Origin of the sequence: Nonomuraea roseola (genome assembly GCF_039535395.1) — a bacterium.
GTDB classification, from domain to species: domain Bacteria; phylum Actinomycetota; class Actinomycetes; order Streptosporangiales; family Streptosporangiaceae; genus Nonomuraea; species Nonomuraea roseola.
On the sequence record NZ_BAAAXC010000011.1, the window covers coordinates 1 to 23,310 of the forward strand.

20 protein-coding genes are annotated in these 23,310 nt (G+C 69.3%); 16 read left to right on the forward strand and 4 right to left on the reverse strand.

The features are described from left to right. A partial coding sequence (locus ABFX55_RS11285; RefSeq protein ID WP_346120215.1) for a winged helix-turn-helix domain-containing protein occupies positions 1 to 234 on the forward strand: 234 nt, incomplete at its 5' end. 586 nt (positions 235 to 820) lie between these two features. Further along, the gene (locus ABFX55_RS11290; RefSeq protein WP_346120217.1) at positions 821 to 2,614 is read left to right on the forward strand and encodes a discoidin domain-containing protein; all 1,794 of its coding nucleotides are present in this window, start codon (positions 821 to 823) and stop codon (positions 2,612 to 2,614) included. A 57-nt stretch (positions 2,615 to 2,671) separates the two neighbouring features. Here ABFX55_RS11290 and ABFX55_RS11295 read toward each other — a convergent pair whose 3' ends face one another. Beyond that, positions 2,672 to 3,838 carry an ROK family transcriptional regulator gene (locus ABFX55_RS11295; RefSeq protein WP_346120218.1) on the reverse strand — a complete coding sequence of 389 codons (1,167 nt, stop codon included), beginning with the start codon at positions 3,836 to 3,838 and terminating at the stop codon, positions 2,672 to 2,674. 133 nt (positions 3,839 to 3,971) lie between these two features. On the opposite strand from ABFX55_RS11295, the gene ABFX55_RS11300 reads away from it, so the two are divergent. The 9 genes from ABFX55_RS11300 (at position 3,972) to ABFX55_RS11340 (ending at position 13,393) form a co-directional block, all read left to right on the forward strand. After that, positions 3,972 to 5,216 carry a Gfo/Idh/MocA family protein gene (locus ABFX55_RS11300; protein WP_346120220.1) on the forward strand — a complete coding sequence of 415 codons (1,245 nt, stop codon included), beginning with the start codon at positions 3,972 to 3,974 and terminating at the stop codon, positions 5,214 to 5,216. Then, complete coding sequence (locus ABFX55_RS11305) at positions 5,213 to 6,817, forward strand: beta-N-acetylhexosaminidase (protein WP_346120222.1); 1,605 nt, start codon at positions 5,213 to 5,215, stop codon at positions 6,815 to 6,817. The genes ABFX55_RS11300 and ABFX55_RS11305 overlap by 4 nt, the downstream gene beginning before the upstream one ends. A 27-nt stretch (positions 6,818 to 6,844) precedes the next feature. Continuing rightward, entirely contained in the window at positions 6,845 to 8,089 is a 1,245-nt protein-coding gene (locus ABFX55_RS11310; RefSeq protein WP_346120224.1) for an ABC transporter substrate-binding protein, read from the forward strand. A 2-nt stretch (positions 8,090 to 8,091) separates the two neighbouring features. Beyond that, a complete protein-coding gene (locus tag ABFX55_RS11315) occupies positions 8,092 to 8,970 on the forward strand; it encodes a carbohydrate ABC transporter permease (RefSeq protein WP_346120225.1) in 879 nt (292 codons plus the stop codon). Then, positions 8,963 to 9,778 (forward strand): carbohydrate ABC transporter permease, encoded by an 816-nt coding sequence (locus tag ABFX55_RS11320; RefSeq protein ID WP_346120227.1) that lies wholly within the window; start codon positions 8,963 to 8,965, stop codon positions 9,776 to 9,778. Before ABFX55_RS11315 ends, ABFX55_RS11320 begins: the two co-directional genes overlap by 8 nt. A 586-nt stretch (positions 9,779 to 10,364) precedes the next feature. After that, positions 10,365 to 11,312 carry an RNA polymerase sigma-70 factor gene (locus tag ABFX55_RS11325; protein WP_346120229.1) on the forward strand — a complete coding sequence of 316 codons (948 nt, stop codon included), beginning with the start codon at positions 10,365 to 10,367 and terminating at the stop codon, positions 11,310 to 11,312. A gap of 174 nt (positions 11,313 to 11,486) precedes the next feature. Next, positions 11,487 to 12,710: a cytochrome P450 gene (locus ABFX55_RS11330; protein ID WP_346120231.1), complete on the forward strand. Its 1,224-nt coding sequence runs from the start codon at positions 11,487 to 11,489 to the stop codon at positions 12,708 to 12,710. A gap of 7 nt (positions 12,711 to 12,717) precedes the next feature. Next, positions 12,718 to 12,915 (forward strand): ferredoxin, encoded by a 198-nt coding sequence (locus tag ABFX55_RS11335; RefSeq protein ID WP_346120233.1) that lies wholly within the window; start codon positions 12,718 to 12,720, stop codon positions 12,913 to 12,915. 67 nt (positions 12,916 to 12,982) lie between these two features. Then, positions 12,983 to 13,393: a sigma factor gene (locus ABFX55_RS11340; protein ID WP_346120235.1), complete on the forward strand. Its 411-nt coding sequence runs from the start codon at positions 12,983 to 12,985 to the stop codon at positions 13,391 to 13,393. A 570-nt stretch (positions 13,394 to 13,963) separates the two neighbouring features. Here ABFX55_RS11340 and ABFX55_RS11345 read toward each other — a convergent pair. Next, positions 13,964 to 14,143: a hypothetical protein gene (locus ABFX55_RS11345; protein WP_346120237.1), complete on the reverse strand. Its 180-nt coding sequence runs from the start codon at positions 14,141 to 14,143 to the stop codon at positions 13,964 to 13,966. Between the two features lie 9 nt (positions 14,144 to 14,152). On the opposite strand from ABFX55_RS11345, the gene ABFX55_RS11350 reads away from it, so the two are divergent. The 3 genes from ABFX55_RS11350 to ABFX55_RS11360 all read left to right on the forward strand — a co-directional run bounded on the left by ABFX55_RS11350 (position 14,153) and on the right by ABFX55_RS11360 (position 18,090). Next, a complete protein-coding gene (locus tag ABFX55_RS11350; RefSeq protein WP_346120238.1) occupies positions 14,153 to 15,721 on the forward strand; it encodes an ABC transporter ATP-binding protein in 1,569 nt (522 codons plus the stop codon). Continuing rightward, complete coding sequence (locus ABFX55_RS11355) at positions 15,718 to 17,433, forward strand: ABC transporter ATP-binding protein (protein WP_346120240.1); 1,716 nt, start codon at positions 15,718 to 15,720, stop codon at positions 17,431 to 17,433. Before ABFX55_RS11350 ends, ABFX55_RS11355 begins: the two co-directional genes overlap by 4 nt. Positions 17,434 to 17,769: 336 nt before the next feature. Next, positions 17,770 to 18,090 carry a GYD domain-containing protein gene (locus ABFX55_RS11360; protein ID WP_346120242.1) on the forward strand — a complete coding sequence of 107 codons (321 nt, stop codon included), beginning with the start codon at positions 17,770 to 17,772 and terminating at the stop codon, positions 18,088 to 18,090. A gap of 30 nt (positions 18,091 to 18,120) precedes the next feature. Here the strand turns inward: ABFX55_RS11360 and ABFX55_RS11365 are convergent, their stop codons facing one another. Beyond that, on the reverse strand, positions 18,121 to 19,179 hold the full coding sequence (locus tag ABFX55_RS11365; protein ID WP_346120244.1) for a winged helix DNA-binding domain-containing protein: 1,059 nt from the start codon (positions 19,177 to 19,179) through the stop codon (positions 18,121 to 18,123). A 10-nt stretch (positions 19,180 to 19,189) separates the two neighbouring features. Continuing rightward, entirely contained in the window at positions 19,190 to 20,620 is a 1,431-nt protein-coding gene (locus ABFX55_RS11370; RefSeq protein WP_346120245.1) for a WS/DGAT/MGAT family O-acyltransferase, read from the reverse strand. A 40-nt stretch (positions 20,621 to 20,660) separates the two neighbouring features. Here ABFX55_RS11370 and ABFX55_RS11375 point away from each other — a divergent pair, with 40 nt between their 5' ends. Both ABFX55_RS11375 and ABFX55_RS11380 read left to right on the forward strand, forming a co-directional pair. After that, positions 20,661 to 22,307, forward strand: a complete 1,647-nt coding sequence (locus ABFX55_RS11375) for an acetolactate synthase large subunit (protein ID WP_346120247.1) — start codon at positions 20,661 to 20,663, stop codon at positions 22,305 to 22,307. A gap of 10 nt (positions 22,308 to 22,317) precedes the next feature. Continuing rightward, entirely contained in the window at positions 22,318 to 23,301 is a 984-nt protein-coding gene (locus ABFX55_RS11380; RefSeq protein ID WP_346120248.1) for a tyrosine-type recombinase/integrase, read from the forward strand. Positions 23,302 to 23,310 lie beyond the last annotated feature (9 nt).

A 23,310-nucleotide genomic window follows, 5' to 3' on the forward strand; every position in this document is an offset into this window, starting at 1 on the left:
CTCGAGAGACGGATCCTCGCAGCCCTGATGGATCAGGCCGGGCGGTCGGTCACCGTACAGCAGTTGATCGTCGAGGTGTGGGGTCCAGGGCGGTCCGACGAGGAGTCGGTGGCGCGGCTCTACCTCGGGTCCCTTCGGCGCAAGCTGGCCGCCGAAGGGCCAGGCCGTTGGCGCCTGCTGACCGACGACACCGGTTATCGTCTCCTCCGGTCCTTGCCGTCCGATCAGGAGTGAACGCCTGAGTTCCGGCGACCTCAGAATGAGGCGGCGTACAGCCATCCGGCCAGCGCGTAGCACGAGGCCCGCTACCCGTGTCCCGGCCCAGTCCGGTCCGTCGATGCACTTCGCGTACACGCTGAGCAGAACATTCACACCGTGTCCCGCTCGTTCCGCCGCTTCCGGGCGTGAACACCAGCGGCGTGCGCGGCACCCCGTGCACCAGTTCCTCCCCGCCGCCCTCCGGCGCGGGCAGGGCGCCCCGGTCCAGTAGTCCGGGCACCCAGATCGGCTCACGGTTCACAGGATCAGCGAGCCCGTGCCGCCTGCGCTTTATTGCACAGTCTGTAAATATTCACCACGAAGACCTTGCGGCGCAGTGGCGATGCCGGAATGATCCCGCTAGAGGGCCTTCACTTGGGACAACTTCCTCTGGAGTCTGTCAATATGTGCAACCACGTGCCGACCACCTCTGACGACACACAGAGGTCACGTCACCTGAGCCTGCCCGGCGCCCTCGCCGCAGCCGCGGCGTCTCACCTGACAGCACCTCGCACGCCCTGAGACCCACCCCCTCCCCCGAAATCTCGCAAAAGGAATGCCCATGCGCTTCTTAGTCCCTCCCGTCGCAGTCGCCGTTGCCTTGACCGGACTGCTCGCCGCCACGAACACCACCGCAGCCGCCGCCGACCGTGGAAGCAAGCCGAGCTACCGGTTGGACTGCGACGGCAACGGCCCCAGCAGCACCTGCACAGTGGTCGCCACCGGCAAGGCCCGACCTCACCGCGTCGAAGAGTTCGTCACCACCGTCAGGAGCGGCGACCAGGTATGGGCGCGAGACACCTTGTACACGCGTGACGGGCAGGTGCGCAGCCGCCCCTTCGTGCTCCCCGACAAGGATGTGACGGTCGACGTCTCCCTCACCTCCCTGCCGGAGAAGCACGTGGGGACACCCCTCCGGCTCATGGCATGGAACCTCTTCGTCGGCGGCACCTACAACCGCCAGGAGAACACCGGCGAGAACCTCGCCCAGATGATCGACTACATGAACGAGGTCAACCCCGACATTCTTTTCGTGGTCGAGGGGTACGGCTCCGGCCAGAAGATCCTCGACGGGCTGAACGCCGGACGGGCGGAGGGCGACCGATTCGCCGGCGTGCAGCTCACCACGCCCGAGGACTACAGCGTCAACGGCGACAACCTGTGGCTCTACACCAAGCTGGACATCCAAAAGGTGTACCCGCGCTACGCCGACGCCGACATCAGCTCATTCAACCTGGGCGGCGCCCGGCTCGGCCTGCCCAACGGCAAGCATGTCCACGCCTTCAGCCTGTGGACCTGGCACGACGGTTGGGCCTACGGCGACACCCACGACGCGGCGGTGCAGAACACCCACGGCCTCCCCCGCACCAAGACCAACGAACAGATCCTGGAGGGCGACAACCTTCGCCGGGTCGCCATGGGCAAGGCCATCCTCGAGAAGGCGATCCCGTCCTTCGTCGGCGACGACGATGCCCCTGTGCTCATGGGCGGCGACCTCAACGCGCAGTCGCACCTGGACTGGAGCGAGCAGTTCGCCAACGCCCCCGGCCACGGCGGCGTAGTCCTGCCCTGGCCGTACACCAAGCTGTACACCGACCACGGCTTCATGGACACCTTCCGCTTCGCCAACCCCGACGCCGGACGCTACCCCGGCCGCACGTGGAGCCCTTACCACGGCATGGGCGCCATTCCAGGCCGCATCGACTACGTCTTCGCCCGCGGCAAGGACGTCCGCGTCCTGGGGTCCCGCGCCGACATCGACCGCCTCCCCCGCCACCGGCAGAGCTGGCTCAACCAGCCCTACCCCTTCTACTCCGACCACGGCTCCGTCGTCACCGACGTCCTGATCCGCGGCAAGGGGACCGGACCCGACCGGGAGCCCGTCACCGAGGAGCCCGGCAAGGGACGCCACATCTGGCCGGCCGAGCCCGCCGGTCGCCGCATCCCGCCCGCCGAGCTCACGGCCACTGCCAGCACCTTCAAGCCCGGCATCGGCGATCCGCGCAATGCCGTCGACGGCAAGCTGACCACCGACTTCCACTCCGACTACCCAGCCGTCCCCCCGCAGCCGCACACCATCACCGTCGACGTCGGCCGCGTCAGGGAACTGTCGGCCGTACGGTTCCAGCCCAAGCTGCGCACGAACATGAACGGCACCATTCTCAAGGGCATGGTGCAGGTCAGCGACGACGGCATCACGTTCAGGGACGTCACACGCGTCGAGTGGCCCCGCATGACCGCCCCCAACGATGTCAGCCTCCAGGGGCTCTCGGCCCGGTACATCAGGCTGCGCTCCGACTACGGCATCGGCGGAGCCTCCGCCCTGGCCGAGATCATCCCCTACGAGAAGGCCTGACGACGAAGGCCGGCCGAGCCAGGTGAACCCGCCTCGGCCGGCCTTCGAGAGGGGGCGTCAAGAGATGCGCTGAGGAGCGGCGGGGTCAAGGATGGCCTCTTCCAGCGAGAAGAGCCGCTCGTCCACATCGTCCAGCGCCAGGCAGGCTCCGCCCAGGGCGACGCATTCCTCACCGAGCGTCGACGGCCGGATGCCGGGAACGCGCACGCAGTGGGGCTCAAGGGCCCGGTTGAGCGCGGGAAGCAGAACGTCGGCCGAGCGGGAGAAGCCACCGCCCAGAACGACCAGCTCAGGATCCAGGGTCAGCACCATGGCGGCGGTGCCGAGGGCGAGGTGGTGGGCGTAGGTATCGACGGCGGCCTGGGCTTCGGGGTCTCCGGCGCGGGCTGCGTCGAAGACGAGCCGGGCAGCCTCCTCAGGTGATGCGCCGGCGGCCGCGCGACAGCCCTCCAGGTGGCCGGCCATGGTGCGCCACCCGGTGACCTCCATGAGGCCCACCTCGCCGGTGGCCCCGCTGAACCCGTGGTGAAGCCGGCCGTTGAGGATGAGCGCGGCGCCGGGCCGGCGGCCGACGTGCAGGTAGACAAGGTCCTGAACGCCTGCCGCGACGCCGAGCCGCTGCTCGGCGAGAGCGGCCAGCTTGCTGTCGTTCTCGATGGTGATCGGGCAGGGCAGGCGCTGCCCGAGATGGCCGGCTAGTTCGACTCCGGCCCAGTCGGGAAGATCGTGGACCCGGGTGACCAGCCCTTCCCTGTTGACCACGCCGGTGCTTCCTGCGGTGGCGCCCCACAGGTCGGAGGCTGTCAGGCCGGCGGCGACGAGTGCGGCGTCGACGGCTCTCCACACGGCCTCCAGCCGCTCGTGCCGGGCGGTGTGCCGGTCGACGGCGACCCGGCCGCTGGCGATGGTCCGGCCCGTGAGGTCGGTGACCACGGCCAGGATCTTGTGAACTCCTATGTCGATGCCCAGCACGTGCCCGACGTCGGTGCGGAAGCGGTAGCGCTTGGCGGGCCGGCCCAAGGTGCCCGGTGCGGGGTCTACCTCGGCGATCCAGCCACGTTGCTGGAGCTCGGCGACGACGTCCCCCACGGAGGCTCGCGACAACCCGGTCTGCGCGACCAGCTCTGTGAGCGTCAACGGTGCGCGCGCCTCACGCAGGACGCGGAGGCTGTTCAGGGTGTTCTGCTGACGCAGCCGCTGAAGGTCTCCACCACTGACCTGCACGGGCGTGCTCCTCACTATCAACAGTCTCTGAATTATGTCGCGCCGGTCTACCTCGATCATCCGGCATTGGGGGCTTGACGGCAAGGCCGGATCCATGAATATCTATGGAGCCTGTAATAAAGGGGGTCGTCGAATGACATTGACCATAGCCGTCGTCGGGGCGGGAGCGCGCGGCCAGATCTACGCCAGGGCGGCGGCTGCTGACGGTCGGGCACGCATCGTGGCTGTGGCCGACCCAGACCCGGCGAGGCGGGCCGCGCTGGCCACCGAGCACGACGTGCCGGAGCAGTCCCGCTTCACGGGATGGGCTGACCTGGCCGCCGTGCCGAAGCTGGCGGACGCCGTGGTCATCGCGACCCAGGACCAGCTGCACGTCGAGCCGGCGGTCGCCTTCGCCGAGCTGGGCTATGCGATCTTGCTGGAGAAGCCGCTGGCCCCCACCGAACGGGAAGCCCGCCGTATCGTCGAGGCGGTCGACCGCAGTGGCGTGGTCTTCGCGATCTGCCATGTGCTCCGCTACACCGCCTACACCAAAGCGTTCAAGGAGCTCCTGGGCAGCGGCAGGTTGGGTTCGATCTCCAGTGTCCAGCACCTGGAGCCGGTGGGGTGGTGGCACATGGCCCACTCCTTCGTGCGCGGTTCCTGGCGCAACACGGTCGAAGCGGGGCCGATGCTGTTGACCAAGTCCTGTCACGACATCGACTGGCTGCTCCACCTCGTCGGCGAGGAACCGGTCGCCGTGTCGTCCTTCGGCTCGCTGACCCACTTCCGGCCGGAGAACCGGCCGAAGGGTGCGGACACGCGGTGCGTGAGCTGCGCTGTCGAGCCGAGCTGCCCTTACTCGGCCACACGCCTCTATCTGGGCTGCCTCGGCGATCCGGCCCGGGAGTTCTGGCCGCTCGGCGCCGTCACCTCCGACGCCAGTACGGCAGGCGTCATGCACGCGCTGGAGACCGGTCCCTACGGCCGCTGCGTCTACGACTGCGACAACGACGTGGTGGACCAGCAGGTCGTCACGCTGGAGTTCGCGGGGGGCGCGACCGCGACGTTCACGATGACGGCGTTCACACCACTGGAGCACCGCAAGACGCGGGTTTTCGGCACCCACGGCTTCGCCGAGGGGGACGGGCGCCACATCAGGATCGTCGACTTCGTGACCGGCGCCGAGGAAACACTTGACACCGGGACGAACGCGGGCGCATCGCTGGCCGATGGCCATGGCGGTGGCGACGCGGGCCTCGTCAGGGCGTTCATCGACGCCGTGGCCGCCGGAGACCAGGCGCCGCTCGGCGCCGACCCGGCCGGAGCTCTGGCCGGGCACCTCGTCGTCTGGGCCGCCGAACGCGCCCGCGAGACCCGGACGGTGCAGGCACTGTGACCCTGATCCCGGCGCCTTCCCGCTGCGCACCCGGACAAGGGGTGTTCACCTTCACCGCCGCGACGCCGTTGACCGCCGACCCGGTGCTGGCCAGGGCCGCGGCGTGGCTTCGCCAGGCGCTCACCTCGGCCACCGGCCTGCCGCTGCTCGAAGGTCCCGGCGGGGTCGAGATCCGCCACACCGTGGGCCTCGGGCCCGAGGAATATCGGCTCACCGCCACGACGGAGTCCGTGCTGATCGAGGCCTCGGCCCAGGCCGGTGCTTTCTACGGGGCGCAGACTCTTCGCCAGTTGCTCGACCCGGCCGCTTTCCGCGCCGGCCGTACCGGAGACAGAACCTGGAGCATCCCCGCGATCGAGATCGCCGACGCCCCCAAGTACGGCTGGCGCGGCTGTCTCATCGACGTCGCCCGGTACTTCCTGCCCAAGAACGACCTGCTGCGGTACATCGACCTGCTGGCCGCGCACAAGCTCAACGTCCTCCATCTGCACCTGACGGACGACCAGGGCTGGCGGCTGGAGATCAGGAAGTACCCGAAGCTCACGGAGATCGGCGCCTGGCGACGCGAGTCACCGCTGGGCGCCAGGCGGCACCGCCTGTTCGACGGGCGTCCGCACGGCGGCTTCTACAGCCAGGACGACATCAGGGAGATCGTCTCCTACGCGGCCGATCGCTCCGTCACGGTCCTGCCTGAGATCGACCTTCCAGGCCACACGCAGGCCGCCATCGCCGCTTACCCCGAGCTCGGCAACCTCGACGTCCCCCTGGGGGTGCGCACCGAGTGGGGTGTCGGAGAGAACGTCATCAACGTCTCCGACGAGACGATCGCCTTCTTCACCGATGTCCTCGACGAGGTCCTCGAGCTCTTCCCCGGCGAGTACATCTGCGTCGGCGGCGACGAGACTCCCAAGACCCAGTGGAACGAGAGCCTCCCCGCCAAGGAGCGCATCCGCGAACTCGGCCTGCGCGATGCCGACGAGCTGCAGACCTGGCTCATGCGGCACTTCACCGACTACCTGCTGGCCCGCGGGCGCAAGCCGCTCGGCTGGGACGAGCTCCTGGAGGGCGGCCTGCCACCGGGCGTCACCGTCGGGGCCTGGCGCGGCGACAGGTGTGCGTCGATGGCCGCGCGGGCCGGCCACGACGTGGTCGTCTCCCCGTTCGCCGAGACGTACCTGGATTTCCGCCAGGCCGAGGGCGATCAGGAGCCGGTGCCGATCGGCAGCGTGACCTCCCTGGGCGCCGTCCACGCTTTCGACCCGGTCCCCCGTGGCCTCACCGGGGAGGAGCAGAGCAGAATCCTCGGCGCGCAAGCGGCGCTGTGGACCGAGCACATCGACTCGCCCCGCCTCCTCGACTACATGGCCTTCCCACGACTGGCCGCCTTCGCCGAGGCGATGTGGAGCGACGAGCGCGACTTCGAGGACTTTCTCGTACGGCTCGCCTTACACGAAAAGCGGCTCGACGCCCTGGGCGTGGAATATCGTCCGGCCACCGGCCCGCACCCGTGGCAGCGACGTCCCGACGCTCCCGGCCACCCCCGGACCAGGGCCGAGATCGACAGCGAGCTCGCCGACTGGACCTCCAACCTGCGGCCCTGAACACCCCCCAACCCTCTGGAGACAAACGTGCGTTTCCGCCTACCCCTCGCCTGCCTCACCGGCCTGGCCGTCATGACTGCCGGCTGCGGCTCGTCCAACGAGCCGCAAGCCTCAGGGAAGGCCACGATCAGCTACGCCATCTGGGACAAGAACGACCAGGCGAGCGCGGAGAAGATCATCGCGGCCTTCCAGCAGACCAACCCGAACGTCACGGTGAAGCTCGAGATCACACCGTGGGACCAGTACTGGACCAAGCTCCAGACGGCCGCGTCCGGCGGCGCGGCGCCCGACGTGTTCTGGATGAACAGCCTCAACGTCCGCATGTACGCCAAGGGCGGGATCATCACCCCGATCGAGGAGTCCAAAGCCCAGGGCCTGTCCCCGGCGGTCGTCGAGGGTTACCGCTACGACGGCAAGCTGTACGGCCTGCCGCACAACGTGAGCGTCCCGGCGCTCTGGTACGACAAGAAGCTCTTCGACGCCTCCGGAGTGGCCTACCCCACCGCCGACTGGACCTGGGACGACGTCAAGGCCGCCGCCAAGAAGCTGACCGACCCGTCCAAGAAGCAGTTCGGCATCCTCGCCCACATGTGGGACCAGGGCGCCTTCTACCCCACCATGCTCCAGGCAGGCGGCCACGTGCTGTCGGAGGACGGCAAGAAGAGCGGCTTCGACGACCCCGCCTCGATCCAGGGCCTGGAGTACTGGACCGACATGATCGAGGAAAAGGTCGCCCCCGTCGCCGAGGTCTACACCGACACCGACCCCATCCAGCTCTTCCAGTCCGGCAAGTACGGCATGTTCTACGGCGGCGCCTGGCTCGCCTCCACCTTCTGGGCCAACCCCGAGATCCGTGAGCGGATCGACGTGGCTGCGCTGCCCAAGGGCCCGGCCAAAGATGCCGTCATCCTGCTCGGCCTGGCCAACGCCGTCTCGGCCAAGAGCAAGCACCCGAAGGAGTCGGCGGCCTTCGCCGAGTTCGTCGCCTCCGAGCAGGCCCAGAAGATCCTCAGCGACAGCGGCGGCGGCTCCCTCTCGCTCCGCGACGGCACGCAGGAGGGCTGGTTCAAGGCCTTCCCCACCTTCCACCTGAAGGAGACCTACGACGCCTCGATGCCCAACGGCGTGCCGTACCCGGTGTCGCTGAACACCGCGCAGTGGCAGGACGTGCAGAACAAGCTGCTCGCCGAGGCCTGGGCAGGCAAGCGGCCGGTGGCCGACGTCGCAAAGGAGATCGCGGCGCAGATGAACGAGATTCTGGCCAAGGAGTAACGATGCACTCCAAGCGCGAGTGGGCGTGGGGGTACCTCTTCATCGCCCCGATGGCGCTGGGCCTGGCCGTCTTCTACCTGTGGCCCATCGTCCAGACCCTGTATCTCAGCATGACCGAGTCGGGTGTCTTCGGCGGCTACACCTGGGTGGGGACGGCCAACTTCGCCGGACTGTTCACCGACGAGGAGATGTACGGCGCGCTCGGCAACACCCTGCTCTACGCGGTGCTGGTGCTGGCGGGCGTGCCGCTGTCCATCGTCGTCGCGGCACTGCTGAACGTGCCGGGGCTGCGCGGGCTGAGCCTCTACCGCACCCTCTACTTCCTGCCCGTGGTCACGATGCCCGCCGCGGTGGCCCTGACCTGGAGTTACCTGTTCAACGGCGACTTCGGGGCGATCAACCACGTCCTGGGCACGGTGGGGATCGACGGGCCGTATTGGCTCGGCGACCCCGACTTCGCGATCTACGCCATCGCGGTCGTCGGGATCTGGAGCTCGATCGGCTACAACGCCGTGTTGTTCCTGGCCGGGTTGCAGGGCATTCCGCGTCACTACTACGAGGCCGCCGAGATCGACGGGGCCGGGCGGCTGCGGCAGTTCTTCCGCATCACGCTGCCGTTGCTCACGCCCACCACGTTCTTCGTCATGGTCATAACGATGATCAACGCGCTGCAGGTCTTCGACCTCGTCTATCTCATGATCGACCTCAAGAGCCCGGCCCTGGAGGGCAGTCGCACGATCGTCTACCTCTTCTACGAGACGGGCTTCGTGCAGAACCAGCGTGGGCTCGCCGCGGCGATCGCCGTCATCCTGCTCGGGCTGATCCTGGTGCTGACCGCGTTCCAGTTCAGGCTACAGAAGAAGTGGGTGCACTATGAGTAGGCCCAGGACCTGGCCGGCGCACGTGTTCCTGGCCACCGGCGCGCTGGTCATGCTCGCGCCGTTCGCCTGGCAGCTCGTGGTCTCGCTGCAGACCCTGCCGGACTCTCTACGGGTGCCGCCGAAGTTCACGCCCTCCTGGCAGTGGTCGAACTTCGCCGATGTGTTCCGGTCAGTGCCGCTGGCCAGGCAGTTCCTCAACACAGTCGTGGTCACCGCCGCCGTCACCGCCGGGCAACTGCTGCTGTGCTCGCTGGCCGCGTTCGCCTTCGCCCGGCTCCGCTTTCCAGGCAGGGGCGTCCTGTTCCTGCTCTTCCTGGCCGTCCTGATGGTGCCCGGGGAACTGTTCCTCATCCCGCGCTACGAGATCATGATGGAGCTCGGCTGGCTGAACTCTCTGCAGGCGCTGATAGCGCCAGGCGTGTTCGGAGCGTTCGGTACCTTCATGCTCCGGCAGTTCTTCCTGTCGTTGCCCAGGGAACTGGACGAGGCGGCCTCGATCGACGGGGCGAACCCGCTGCAGATCTACTGGCACATCCTGCTCCCTCTGGTCAGACCCGGCCTGCTGGCGCTCGGCATGCTGACTGTCATGTGGTCGTGGAGCAGCCTGCTCTGGCCGCTGGTGGTCAACACCGATCCGGAGATGATGACGCTCTCGGCTGGACTCGCCTCGCTCCGCGGTCAGTTCCTGACCAACTACCCCATCCTGTTCGCCGGGTCGGTCGTGGCCTCACTGCCCGTGATCGCCCTCTTCGTCGTCATGCAACGCCAGCTCATCGCCGGTATCGCCTTCACCGGCTCGAAGGGCTGATGTCATCAACCGGTCGGCGCTGACGGAAGCCGACCTCGGGCCCGGCGCCGGGTTGAACAGTTCCGACCCGGCCACGGGGTTCGTTCATGACCCCGGCCAAGGATCAGCCCGTCGGCGTTGAGGTGGTCGACGGCGTCACTCGTGCACCTGCTCTGAGCCGGCATTTCGTCGGGTCAGCCAGGCAGCCCGGTGGTACTCGTTGATCGCTCCGCTGTCATGCCTGCAGCGCTGAGATGCCGAACCCCAGGTCAGCCCCACGACCGAGTTTCCGGCACCCACGGGCGGCTTCGACGAAGTCGCGGCCGAGGCCGCAGGACGAACCAGACCTCGCTCATGATGTCTTTCCGTTCCTTCTGCGGTGGCGGTCGCGCGGCGGTCACCCCGCAACGGGGCGAAGGCGATCACTCGTGGAGTCGTGTGCCGCGCGGATCGTTCGCGCGGCTGACGGCCATGAGGCGCCGGCGACCCGGCTTCTGTGACAGGGCGGTCATGTGACGTGCGCCACCGATCATGGGTGTCACACGGCGGTGCCGGCCGGAGTCTTGTGCATGGAGCGCAGTTGAGGGCGAACAGGCAGGAGCCGGCTATGAACGAGCGCAGCGAGCCGACGACGGGCACAGCCGAACCGCTCGCCGGCGGCCGGATGGACTCCGCGATCGAGGCGTTCGTCGCCCACCGCAACCTGCTCTTCACCGTCGCCTACGAGATGCTCGGATCGGCGGCCGACGCCGAAGACGTCCTGCAGGAGACCTGGCTGCGGTGGATGAAGGTCGACATGGAGCAGGTACGCGACCAGCGGGCCTACCTGGTCCGGATCACGACCCGCCGCTCGCTCGACCGGCTGCGCACCATGAGTCGCCGTAAGGAGGACTATGTCGGCTCCTGGCTGCCGGAGCCGCTGCTCACCGCGCCGGACGTGGCCGAGGACGTCGAGCTCGCCGAGAGTGTGTCGATGGCGCTCATGATCGTCCTGGAGACGCTGTCGCCGACCGAGCGCGCCGTCTTCGTGCTGCGCGAGGCCTTCGGTATCAGTCACGACGAGATCGCGGCCGCCGTCGGCAAAAGCCCCGCGGCCGTCCGGCAGATCGCGCACCGCGCCCGAGAGCACGTCGATGCCCGCCGTCCTCGCGAGGAGGTCGCCCCAGGCCAGGCCCGGGCGGTGTTGGCGTCGTTCCAGCGCGCGTTCGAAACCAGGGACCTGCAGGGCCTCCTCGACGTGCTCGCCCCGCAGATCGTCCTGATCAGCGACGGCGGCGGCGTCAAGCAGGCCGCGCCGCGGCCGATCACCGGTGCCGAGAAGGTGGCTCGCTTCATCGTCGGCGGCCTCGGCAAGGCCGACGTCGTGCTCACCAGCGACCACACGCTGGTCAACGGCAACCCGGCACTCGTCCTACGCGTGAACGGCGAGATCGACGGCGTCATAGCAGTCCGTGTCGAGAACGCCCGCATCGCCGGCCTCTACTACGTCCGCAACCCGGAGAAGCTGACCCGCATCGAATCCGAGACCCCGCTCACCCTGCGATCAACACGGTGACAGGCCTGCCCGCAACCTCGCAGCGACCTGGACCTGACGGTGGCGCAAGAGCCTCTCGTCCTGCGCAGCACGGTCCGGCAGGTCGGGAGCCCGATGGTGGCGGTGTCGATCACGCTGCCGAAGTCTCCGGCAGGCAGAACAGATACGGCCAGATCCATCACTAGGAGGTTATTGATGACGAAGAACGTCGCCGGCGAACTCGCCGGCCTGGAACTGCCGGTCGAGCGGGGCTGCCCGTTCGCCCCGCCCGCCGAGTACGAGCGACTGCGCGGGCAGGCGCCGATCAGCAAGGTCCGCCTGACCAGCGGCGGCGAGGCGTGGTGGGTGTCCGGACACGAGGAGGCCCGTACCGTGCTCGCCGACCCCCGCTTCTCCTCCGACAAGCGCAAGGACGGCTTCCCGCTCTTCACCCTCGATGCGGCGACCCTGCAGCAGCTCCGCAGCCAGGCGCCGTTGATGCTCGGCATGGACGGCGAGGAACACTCCGCGGCCCGCCGCCCGGTGATCGGCGAGTTCACCGTGAAGCGCCTGGCTGCGCTGCGCCCGCGGATCCAGGACATCGTCGACCACTTCATCGACGACATGCTCGCCGCCGACCGGCGACCGGTCGACCTGGTGCAGGCGCTGTCCCTGCCGGTGCCCTCCTTGGTGATCTGCGAACTGCTCGGTGTCCCCTACACCGACCACGACTTCTTCCAAAGCCGCACCACCATGTTGGTGCGCCGGACCTCGATGGAAGACCGCCGGCGAGCCTTCGCCGAACTGCGCGCCTACCTCGACGACCTGGTCACCCGCAAGGAGTCCGAACCCGGCGACGACCTGTTCGGCAGGCAGATCGCCAGGCAACGCCAGAAGGGCGCCCTCGATCACGCGGGCCTGGTGAGCCTGGCCTTCCTGCTGCTGACCGCCGGCCACGAGACCACGGCGAACATGATCTCGCTCGGCGTGGTCGGTCTGCTCTCCCATCCGGAGCAACTGGCCTTGGTCAAGGCCGACTCGGGCAGGATGCCCATGGCCGTGGAGGAACTGCTGCGCTACTTCACCATCGCCGACGGGGTCACCTCCCGGGTGGCCACCGAGGACGTGCAGATCGGCGGGGTGAGCATCAAGGCCGGCGAGGGCGTCATCGTCTCGGGCCTGTCGGCCAACTGGGACCCGGCGGCGTTCAAGGATCCGGCCGAACTGGATGTCGAGCGCGGGGCCCGCCACCACCTCGCCTTCGGGTTCGGCCCGCATCAGTGCCTCGGCCAGAACCTGGCCAGGATGGAGCTGCAGATCGTCTTCGACACGCTGTTCCGCCGCATCCCCACCCTGCGGCTCGCCGTACCGGTCGAGGACCTGCCGTTCAAGGCCGACGCCGTCATCTACGGCGTACACGAACTCCCGGTCACCTGGTGAGGAGGAGATGATGCGGATCAAAGCCGACACCGGGGCCTGCGTCGGCTCCGGCCAGTGCGTCCTGACCGAGCCGGCCGTCTTCGACCAGGACGACGACGGCATCGTGGCCCTGCTGACCGACCACCCCGACGACCAGACCGCGGCGCAGGCGCGCCACGCCGTCACCCTGTGCCCGTCCCGGGCTCTGTCCATCCTGCAGGAGTAAAGCACCCAGCAGAATGATCTCCGCGGTGCTTTGATCTCTCGCTGTGGCGGTCGCGAGAGGAGTACGGGTGGCGCGGGCGAAACCGTGGGAGGTCAGCGACGAGCTGTGGGCGATGATCGAGCCGTTGCCGCCCCAGCGGCAACGGCTTCGCCAAGGGATTGGAATAGCCGACATGTCCGTCTCGGACCTGTACGGCGAGCTGCGCCCGCGGGCGTTCGCCATCGCCTACCAGATGCTCGGCAGCGTCAGCGAAGCCGAGCACGTGGTGCAGGAGGCGTTCCTGCGGATGCACCAGACCCTCCAGCGGGACGAGCGATCGCCTCGCCGCGGGCGTACATCGCCACATTGGCCACCCGGCACCTGGTGGCCCGAGCCCGCAACCACGTCCAAAAGCACCGGCCCCGCTACCACGCCACACGGCGACAACGCGAAGAACTGGCCCAGCGCTTCTTCTCCGCCTCCGAACAAGGCGACCTGAGCGCACTCTTGCGCCCCACCGCGTCGATCCGGGTCACGTTGTCGACCACCAGCCGTACACCCTCGGCCAGGGCCGTCGGCGTCGGGTCACCATTGGGTGATGAGCGGCGTCGATGATGGCGCGCCGCAGGTTGCCGTGGTGGTGGGCGGTCTGCTTGATCTGCCTCACCTCCGCGCTTTGCGTGATCGATGGACGCCATGCCCCCTATCTTGACGTTGACAAGATAGCGAAGCTCCTCCAATCTTGCCGATGACAAGATTGGAGGACGGGATGGTTCCGTTCATCGCCCTGATCGGCGGTTCTGCTGTCTTGCGTCTGACAGGCCTGGCCGCCGTCATCGCCGCGGCCGCGTAGGTCACGGCCTGGGCGCCTCGCGCCTCACCCGTCCGCATACACCGCGACAGTCACCGCCGGCATCTGTCGGTCACGGGCACGCTTGCGCGCTCGACAGGTCCGCATCCGCACACCGGACGGCGTGGACATCCTCGCCCTCCCCATGAGTTCGACGAAGGAAGGAGAGCGATGACCGCCACCGGCTTCGCCCAGGCGAGGGAACAGTCCACACCGCCATCAGATGCCGACCCCGAGACGGGACAGAGCATGACGCGGCTGTTGCGTCCGTATGGATGGCGTTTCGCGCTCGTTGTCATCCTGCAGGTGATCGGCGCCCTTGCGGGTCTGGCGCCGCTGCTGGCGGTCGTCGAGCTGGGTCGTGCCCTGTTGGCCCCCGGCCCGGTCGATCACGGTCATGTGTGGCCGGTGGTGATCGGGGGTGCGGTCGGCTTGCTGGTCCGGCTGGTGTTCACGGCCGCGTCGTCGGGCGTCGGGCATCTTCTTGACGGCCGGGTGCAGCTGTCGTTGCGGCGGCAGTTGGCCGCGCGGCTGGGTCGGGTGCCGATCGGCTGGTTCTCCAGGCGCCGGACCGGCGAGCTGGCCAGGGTGGTGGGTGAGGACGTCAGTGCCGTGCACCCGTTCATCGCCCACACCCCCGGCGAGCTCGTCTCCGCCTTCGTGGTGCCGCTGGTGTCGCTGATCTACCTGTTCACCATCGACTGGCGGCTCACGCTGATCACGCTGATACCGGTGGTGATGGCGATACTGCTGGTCCCGCTGCTGATGCTCCCCGCGAGGCAGCGGGAGCAGGAGGCGTTCGATGCGGCCATGGGACGGATCGCGAGTTCCGTCGTCGAGTTCGTGCAGGGTATCGCGGTGGTCAAGGCGTTCGGCGGATCCGAGCGCGCCCACCGCAAGTTCCTGTCGTCCGCCGACGATTTCGTCGGCGTCTTCTCCCGGTGGGTGCGTGGCATGTCCCTGGTCGCCGCCGGGATGCAGCTGGCGCTGTCGCCGCCGTTCGTGCTGCTGGTCGTGCTGATCGGCGGAACGGCTCTGATCACGGGCGGCTCCCTGGCCCCCTCGGATCTGCTGCCCTTCCTGCTGCTCGGACTGGGCCTGACCGCTCCGGTGGCGGCCCTCGGCCATGGCTTCGACGAGCTGCAGGCCGCAGGGCGCGCGGTCGGCCGGATCCGCGACGTGCTCGAGGTGCCGCCGCTGGCGGAGCCCGCGCACCCGGTCGCGCCACAGGGGCACCGGGTGGAACTGCGCGGCGTCCGATTCGGCTACGAGGCCGATCACGAGGTGCTGCGCGGGATCGACCTGGTGCTCGAGCCGGGGACGGTCACCGCGATCGTCGGCCCGTCGGGAAGCGGGAAGTCCACGCTGGTCCAGCTGTTGCCGCGCTTCTTCGACCCGACCCACGGCTCGGTCGTCCTGGGCGGTGCCGATCTACGCGAGATCGGCAGCCGGGAGCTCTACCGGATGGTCTCCTTCGTCTTCCAGGACGTTCGCCTGCTGCGCGCGTCGGTCGCCGACAACATCGCGCTGGCGGTACCGCATGCCGACCGTGACGACGTGATTCGCGCCGCCCGGCTGGCGAACATCCATGACCGCATCCTCGAGCTGCCGCGCGGATACGACACGGTGATCGGTGAGGAGGCCGGGCTGTCGGGTGGCGAGGCGCAGCGGATCTCGCTCGCTCGCGCGCTGCTCGCCGACACGCCCGTTCTGGTGCTCGACGAGGCGACCTCCTTCGCCGACCCGCAGACCGAACAGGCGGTCCGCCGGGCCCTGGCGACGCTGGGTGGCGATCGGACGATCCTGGTCATCGCCCATCGCCTGGAGACGGTCGCCGACGCCGACACCGTCGTGGTGCTGGAGAACGGGTCGATCGTCGAGCGCGGCAGGCCCACCGAGCTGCTGGCACAGAACGGAAAGTTCGCCGCGCTCTGGCAATCCCACCGATCCGCGATCCAAGGAGACCAGTCCCGATGATTCGAATGCTGCTGCGCGTGCTGGGACACCAGTACGCCAGGGTCATGCGCCGCACCGTGACCCTCATGGCGACGACCGCGATCGCCGAGGGTCTGTCCTACGCACTGCTGGTCCCGGTACTGCGGGCACTGTTCGGGAGCACGCCGGCCGATGCCGGGCCGTGGCTGATCGCGTTCGGCACCGCGTTCGCGGCGTACGCCGTTCTGCGGTACGTCAGCGACCTATCCGGTATGCGTGTGGGGATGACGATGCTGCATGGCATGTACCACCGGCTCGGCGAGCATCTGGCCCGACTGCCCATCGGCTGGTACAGCGACGGCCGGGTCGGGGAGGTGTCCGTCATGGCCAGCCGCGGCCTCCTGCAGGCGATGGGGGTGGCGGCGCACCTGCTGGCACCGTTCATCTCCGCCCTCGTGACTCCCGTGACGATCGTCGCCGTGATGCTCGCCTTCAACTGGCAACTGGGGCTGGCCGCGCTGCTGGCCGCACCGGTCGTGGCGGCGATGATGGCCTGGACGGCACGCTCGGTGGCCGCGACCGATACCGAGCGGCACGAACGCGACAAGGAAGCCACCGGGCGAGTCATCGAATATCTCCAGGCCCAGCCGGTGCTGCGAGCCGGCGGCCGGACCGGCGAACGGTTCCGGCTGCTCGACGACTCGCTGCGGGAGGTCCAGCGTGCCTCCCGCCGTACCGTGCTGGCGATGCTGCCAGGCACGGTGGGCCTGACGCTCACGGTGCAGGCGATCTTCACTGCCCTGCTGGCCCTGGGCACCTACCTCGCGCTCGGCGGCAACATCGGCGCCGCCGAGGCGCTGGCGATCATGGTGCTCGCCGCCCGCTGCGCCGATCCGTTGCTGTCGCTCTCGGACATCAGCGGCAAACTGCGCAGTGCACGGTCCGAGCTGGACAGGCTCGACCAGGTCCTGCGCACCGAGCCGCTGCCCGAGCCTCCCGAACCGATCCAGCCGACACGCCATGACCTGGCGTTCGAGTCCGTCACCTTCAAGCACGGCGACCGTACGGTGTTCGACGACGTGTCGCTGTCCGTGCCCGAGGGACAGCGGCTCGCCGTCGTCGGGCCGTCGGGCGCGGGCAAGAGCACCCTGCTGCAGCTGCTCGCGCGGTTCTACGACGTGGACTCCGGCGCGGTGCGCGTGGGAGGCGTGGACGTGCGCTCCATCAACACCGAGGTGTTGATGGCGCAGATCGCCATCGTCTTCCAGGAGGTCTATCTCTTCGACGGCACGATCGAGGAGAACGTGCGCCTCGGCCGTGCCGACGCCTCCGAGACCGACGTGCGGGCGGCGGCGACCGCGGCGCGCCTGGACGAGGTGATCGAGCGGCTACCCGGCGGATGGGCGACGAACGTCGGCGAGGGCGGCGCCCTGCTGTCCGGCGGCGAGCGCCAGCGCGTCTCCATCGCGCGGGCGCTGCTGAAGAACGCGCCCATCGTGCTGCTGGACGAGGTCACCTCCGCACTCGACCCGGTCAACGAGGCGGCCGTCCACGAGGGCATCGAGCGCCTGATGGCGGGCCGGACGGTCGTGATGGTCGCGCATCGGCTGCGCACCGTCCAGCGCGCCGACCACATCGTCTTCCTGGACGGCGGCCGGATCGCGGAGCAAGGCAGCCACGACGAACTGCTGCACCGCAGTGGCCGCTACGCCGACTTCTGGTCTGTCTCCGCGGCGCCCGCGCTGGGTGAATGAACCAGTGAGGCCAGCAGCTTCTGCCTTGCGCTGACGGCGAGTCTGGCAGAGCCAGGACCTCGAAGGCTCCTCCGGCCAGCCGTCGAAGACCTCTGATCAGCAGGACGGAGCGGTCAGGGACGTGGCGCGCTGGTCGAAGAACAGGCGGGCGACCAAGTCGCCCCGGGAGCCGGTGCCGGACCTGGCGAAGATCGACTTCAAATGGTCGAGGTGGAGATCCAGGTGGAAACCTGTGCACCGGGTGGGCTTAGCGTCAACCGAAGCCGAGAACGTCGTCCACGTGACCGCGTTCATGGCCGTTCCCGCAGGAGCGGCGGTTCGGGAAGGGGTTCCATCATGCCCAAATACCTCATTCAGGCGAGCTACACCGTGGACGGCCTCAAGGGGGTGCTCCGGGAAGGAGGCACCGGACGGCGCCAGGCGGTGGAGCGCATGGCGGAGAGCCTCGGGGGCCGCGTCGAGCAGATGTACTACGCGTTCGGCGAGAGCGACGTCTACGTCATCGTCGACCTGCCCGGCAACGTCGCCTCGGCCGCCTTGGGCCTCAGGGTGTCGGCGGCCGGCGGAGCACGGACGAAGACGGTCGTCCTCCTGACGTCGGAGGAGATCGACGATGCCGTCAGGCAGGAGGTGGAGTACCGGGCTCCCGGAACCTGACGACGGCCGCCCGCCGAGGGTAGGCGGCGATCAGCATTGCGGAGCGATCTCGATGGCGGCCTCCTTCTGACCGGCGAACTCCAGCAGCCGCCGGGCCTCCGCCATGACCTCGTCGGGCAGCGCGCCGAAGGGCTGGATCCGCAGGCCCGTCCTGGTCAGCCACCACATCCCGGCGACGAAGCCGTCGACCAGGATCACCGGATGGGTCACCGAGCCCACGCACACCTGCCTGCGGTGCTCGTCGGCCATGAGCCTCGTGCGGTCGTCGTAGGCGAGCACGAGGTTGTCGAAGGACGGCAGCAGCCGCACCGGCGCGGGCGTGTCCTCGTCGGCGAGCTCGGCGTCGGGCAGGTCGTACAGGACGCGCCCCTCCTCGTCGGTGTAGCGGCGCAGCGGCATTCCCTCGACGACCTCGCGCAGCCTGCTCAGCCCCGACCACATCTGGACGTCCTTGACGCCGGCGGGGCCGAAGGCGGCCAGGTACCGCTCGACCAGCCGCTCGGGCGAGAGCGTGCTCTCCAGCGGCCTGCCGATCCACTCCTCGGCCAGCGTGAACGGCGTGGCCCCTCCCCTGCCCCAGATGCCGTTGGGCGGGGTGTGCACCACCGCCAGCAACGACTGGGCCAGCCAGCCGAGCGCGAGCGCGTCCGCCTCGGGCCAGCGCTCCGCCAGCAGGTCGCGCAGCTGCGGGCGGGTCAGCGTGCGGCCGGTCAGGTGCCGCCTGGCCAGCGCGGCCAGCTCGTCCCTGTCCACGCCCTGCGTCACCTTGGCGAAGGCGCTCTGGCTCGCCCTGCTGAACCTGGCCTGCATGAGGGGGCGCACCCACACGTAGTCGTCGGCGGCGGTCAGGTGCTGGGTGGCGCGCAGCAGGGAGCCGCGCACGACCTGCCCGCCGTACAGCATGTCGGACAGGTCGTCGTGGGCGAAGCCCGACAGCCGCGACCACAGCCCGAGGTAGGGCGCGTTGATCTCCTGGCCCTGCACCGCGACCAGCCTGCGGATCGCCTCGATCGGCGACATCGTGGAGCGGCGCAGCAGGAGCTGCCGGTGGAGTGCGGTGCGGTTGAGAGTCCTGCGCGTCAGCTTCATGGGGCCAACGCTACGGCCCAATGCGGAAGGCTTCATTCCGCAATTCGTCGAGCGCGTCGCGGAGCCTGCCGGTGATCTCCCACGCGTCGGGGATCATGGTGCGGTCGGTGACGACCCCGACGTCCAGCGAGCCGTCGTAGGAGAAGCAGGTGATGTTGACGCCGCCGCTCACGTCGGTGATCACCGACACCGGGTAGTGCGTCAGCAGCCTGGCCCCGCACACGTAGAGCGGGAACTGCGGGCCCGGCACGTTGGAGATGGCCACGTTGATGGGCGGCGAGGTCTGCCCCACCAGGCCGAAGGCCGAACGCGAGGCCAGGCCCATCAGTGCGGCGGGCATCGACTCGCTGAACTCCCTCAGCCAGCGGGCGGGGGCCAGCGAGAACCTGTCCTTGATGCGCTGCATGGAGACGCGCACCTCCTCCAGGCGCTGGACCGGGTCCTCGACGTGGACGGCGAGCGGCGCCGTCATGATCGTGACCTGGTTGCCCCTGCGCGCCTCCCCCACCTCGCGCACCGAGAACGGCACGCCCGCCACCAACGGCCGGTCGGGCACCCCGCCGTGCGCGGCCAGCCACTGGCGCAGCGCTCCCGCGCACACCGCCATGACCACGTCGTTGACCGTCACGCCGAACGCCTTGCGGACCTCCTTGATCTCCTCCAGCGGAAGCGACACGAAGGCGAAGCGCCGGTGCGCGGAGATGGGGCCGCTGAAGGGGGTACGCGGGGCGGGCAGCGCGGGCAGTCCGGGCGCGTCTCCCGCGCCCGCCACCCTGCGCGCCAGCCCCGAGACCAGCTCCACGCCCGGCACCTTCGACACCACGGGGATCTCGTCCAGGTGCGGCACCGCCCTGGCCGCGAACCGCACCGCCTGGGCGGGGTTGGCGGCCAGCCTGGTCAGCGCCCTGCCCACCATCGCGGTCCTGCTCGGGGCCGGCTCGTCCGGCTCGGGCTCGCCGTCGGGCGGCGGCGCGGGCGTGGGCGACAGGTCGAGCAGCGCCGCCAGCACGTCCGCGCCGCCGACCCCGTCGACCGCCGCGTGATGGATCTTGGTGTAGAGGCCCATGCGACCGTCGGCCAGGCCGTGGATCAGGTAGATCTCCCACAGCGGCCTGCCTCTGTCGAGCCTGCGCGCGTGCAGGCGCGAGACCTGCTCGGCCAGTTGCCTGTCGTCGCCCGGCGGCGGCAGCCCGATCTCCCTCACGTGGTAGTCGAGGTCGAGGTCGTCCTCCCTGATCCAGTAGGGATGGTCGAGCCCCAGGGGCACAGGGGCCAGTTTGCGCCGCAGCGCGGCCACGTGCGGCAGGCGCTGTTCCAGCAGCGCCTGCAGGTCCGATCTGTTGAGGTCGCCGTCGAGGATGGCCAGGCCCGCGATGTTGGCCACGTTGGTCGCTGTCTCGAAGTGGAGGAACTGGGCGTCTAGAGCGGTCAGCTGCGCCATGACAGGAAATTTACTCGGCTTCGGGTTTGCTGCAGAGGGCATGAGTAGCACAGCTGCCAGACTGCTGGTCCGGGCGCTGGAGGCGGAGGGCGTGAAGTACGTCTTCGGCATCCCGGGTGAGGAAAACATTCACTTCGTCGACGCGTTGAACGACTCCTCCATCCGCTACGTCCTCGTCCGCCACGAGCAGGGCGCGGCGTTCATGGCCGAGATGTACGGCAGGCTGACCGGCAAGGCGGGCGTGGCCTCGGCCACCCTCGGCCCGGGGGCGATCAACCTGCAGCTGGGCGTCGCCGACGCCACCACCAACAGCACCCCTGTCGTGGCCATCTCGGCGCAGGTGGGGCTCGACCGCATTTACAAGGAGTCGCACCAGATCGTCGACCTGGTGTCGCTGTTCAGGCCCATCACCAAGTGGGCCGAGCTGGTTCCGACGGCCGCCGCGGTGCCCGAGATGCTGCGCAAGGCCTTCAAGATCGCCCAGACCGAGCGGCCAGGCGCGGTGTACCTGGCGATCCCCGAGGACGTCGAGAAGGCGCCCGTCCCCGACGACGCGCGCCCGCTGCCGGTGAACGTGGTGCGGCCCGTCGACCCCTCCGCCGCCCAGATCGCCCGCGCCGCCGACCTGCTGGCCACGGCCAGGCGGCCGATCGTGCTGGCCGGTCACGGCGCGGCCAGGGCAGGGGCCCGCGACGCGCTGGTGCGCTTCTCCGAGCACCTGGGCATCCCCGTGGCCACCACCTTCAACGGCAAGGGCGTCTTCCCCGACGACCACAGGCACGCGCTCGGCGCGTTCGGCTTCATGCGGCACGACCACGTGAACGTCGCCTTCGACGAGGCCGACGTGCTGATCAGCGTGGGCTACGAGCTGCAGGAGTTCGACCCCGTCAAGATCAACCCTGACCGGTCGAAGAAGATCGTCCACATCCACCAGTTCCCCGCGGAGGTCGACGAGCACTACCCGGTGGCCGTCGGCGTCCAGGGAGACCTGTCGAGGTCGCTGCACGCGCTCGGCGAGGCCGTCCACCGGCGCTTCACGCTCAGCCCGACCGTGGAGAAGGTCCGCACGCTCATCAGGGAGGAGTTCGCCCAGGGACAGGGCGAGGACGGCTTCCCGCTGACGCCGCGCAGGGTCGTGGCCGACATCAGGCAGGCGATGGAGCGCGACGACATCGTGCTGGCCGACACGGGCGCGGTGAAGATGTGGATGTCGCGCATGTACCCGACCTACGAGCCCAACACCATGCTGGTCTCCAACGGCCTGTCGTCCATGGGGTTCGCGGTGCCCGGGGCCATCGCCGCCAAGCTCGCCTTCCCCTCCCGCAGGGTGCTGGCCGCCACGGGCGACGGCGCCTTCCTGATGAACTCGCAGGAGCTGGAGACCGCCGTGCGCGAGCGGATCCCGATCACGGTGCTGATCTGGGAGGACGGCGCCTACGGGCTCATCGACTGGAAGATGGGGCTGGAGCTCGGACGCAGCTCCAGCATCGCGTTCGGCAACCCCGACTTCGTCAAGTACGCCGAGAGCTTCGGCGCCAGGGGCCACCGGGTGCGGGCGGCGGAGGAGCTGCTGCCGACGCTGCGCGAGGCGCTGGCCTATGAAGGGGTGTCGGTGATCACCGTCCCCGTCGACTACTCCGCCAACCTGGCCCTGACGGAGACGCTCTCCCACGTCCTGGAGTCCTAGGATCGGCGGGATGGACGTGCCCGCCGTACCCGCCGCCGAGCAGCGGCTGCCCGCGATCGCCGAGGCGCCCGCCACCGACCCCTACCACGTCTACCTCGACTCACTGGCCAGCGCCGAGTCGAGGAGGACGATGCGAGGGTGCCTCGATCGCATCGCGAGGGCGCTGACCGGCGACGAGGCGGTCACGGGGGCGGGCATGCCGTGGCACCTGCTGCGCTACGAGCACACCGTGCGCATCAGGACGGTGCTCACCGAACAGGGCTGGTCGCCCGCCTACGTCAACAAGCACCTGGTGGCGCTGCGGCGGGTGCTGAAAGAGGCCTGGCGGCTCGGCCAGACCAGCGCGGAGGAGTACGCCCGCGCCGCCGACCTGGCGCCCGTCACCCACACCAGGCTGCCCACGGGCCAGCATGTCCCGCCGGAGGTGGTGGGCGCGGCGCTGTCGGCGTGCGACGACTCCCCCGCGGGGCTGCGCGACGCCGCGCTGATCGCGACCCTCTACTCCACCGGCTGCAGGCGCGCGGAGATCGCGGGGCTGGCCCTGACCGATTACGACCCCGCCGCCCGGTCGCTGCGGGTGCGCGGCAAGCGTGACAAGGAGCGCATGGTCTACCTGACCGGCGACGCGATCGGGCTGCTCGAGCGGTGGCTCGCGGTCAGAGGCCGTACGGCCGGCGCGCTGTTCTGCCCGATCAGCAGGGTGGGACGGCTGCGCACGCGCGACGGGCGACTGGTGCCGCTGACCGGGCAGGGCATCGCCGACATCCTCGCCAGGCGGCTGGGCGAGGCGGGCGCCTCGCCACGGACCGCGCACGACTTCAGGCGCACCTTCATCGGCGAGCTGCTGGACGCGGGGGTGGACCTGGCGACCGCTCAGGCGCTGGTCGGGCACTCCTCGCCCGCGACGACCGCCCGCTACGACCGCAGGCCGGAGAACACCAGGCGCGAGGCGGTCGACAGGCTCAGGCTCCCCGAGGCCAGACCGCTGCGCTGAAGCAGGCCC

Coding starts and splice junctions, on each gene's coding strand:
- ABFX55_RS11290 (WP_346120217.1), top strand. CDS start 821: ATGCGCTTCTTAGTCCCTCCCGTCGCAGTCGCCGTTGCCTTGACCGGA.
- ABFX55_RS11300 (WP_346120220.1), top strand. CDS start 3,972: ATGACATTGACCATAGCCGTCGTCGGGGCGGGAGCGCGCGGCCAGATC.
- ABFX55_RS11315 (WP_346120225.1), top strand. CDS start 8,092: ATGCACTCCAAGCGCGAGTGGGCGTGGGGGTACCTCTTCATCGCCCCG.
- ABFX55_RS11320 (WP_346120227.1), top strand. CDS start 8,963: ATGAGTAGGCCCAGGACCTGGCCGGCGCACGTGTTCCTGGCCACCGGC.
- ABFX55_RS11325 (WP_346120229.1), top strand. CDS start 10,365: ATGAACGAGCGCAGCGAGCCGACGACGGGCACAGCCGAACCGCTCGCC.
- ABFX55_RS11330 (WP_346120231.1), top strand. CDS start 11,487: ATGACGAAGAACGTCGCCGGCGAACTCGCCGGCCTGGAACTGCCGGTC.
- ABFX55_RS11335 (WP_346120233.1), top strand. CDS start 12,718: ATGATGCGGATCAAAGCCGACACCGGGGCCTGCGTCGGCTCCGGCCAG.
- ABFX55_RS11345 (WP_346120237.1), bottom strand. CDS start 14,143: ATGACCGTGATCGACCGGGCCGGGGGCCAACAGGGCACGACCCAGCTC.
- ABFX55_RS11355 (WP_346120240.1), top strand. CDS start 15,718: ATGATTCGAATGCTGCTGCGCGTGCTGGGACACCAGTACGCCAGGGTC.
- ABFX55_RS11360 (WP_346120242.1), top strand. CDS start 17,770: ATGCCCAAATACCTCATTCAGGCGAGCTACACCGTGGACGGCCTCAAG.
- ABFX55_RS11365 (WP_346120244.1), bottom strand. CDS start 19,179: ATGAAGCTGACGCGCAGGACTCTCAACCGCACCGCACTCCACCGGCAG.
- ABFX55_RS11370 (WP_346120245.1), bottom strand. CDS start 20,620: ATGGCGCAGCTGACCGCTCTAGACGCCCAGTTCCTCCACTTCGAGACA.
- ABFX55_RS11375 (WP_346120247.1), top strand. CDS start 20,661: ATGAGTAGCACAGCTGCCAGACTGCTGGTCCGGGCGCTGGAGGCGGAG.
- ABFX55_RS11380 (WP_346120248.1), top strand. CDS start 22,318: ATGGACGTGCCCGCCGTACCCGCCGCCGAGCAGCGGCTGCCCGCGATC.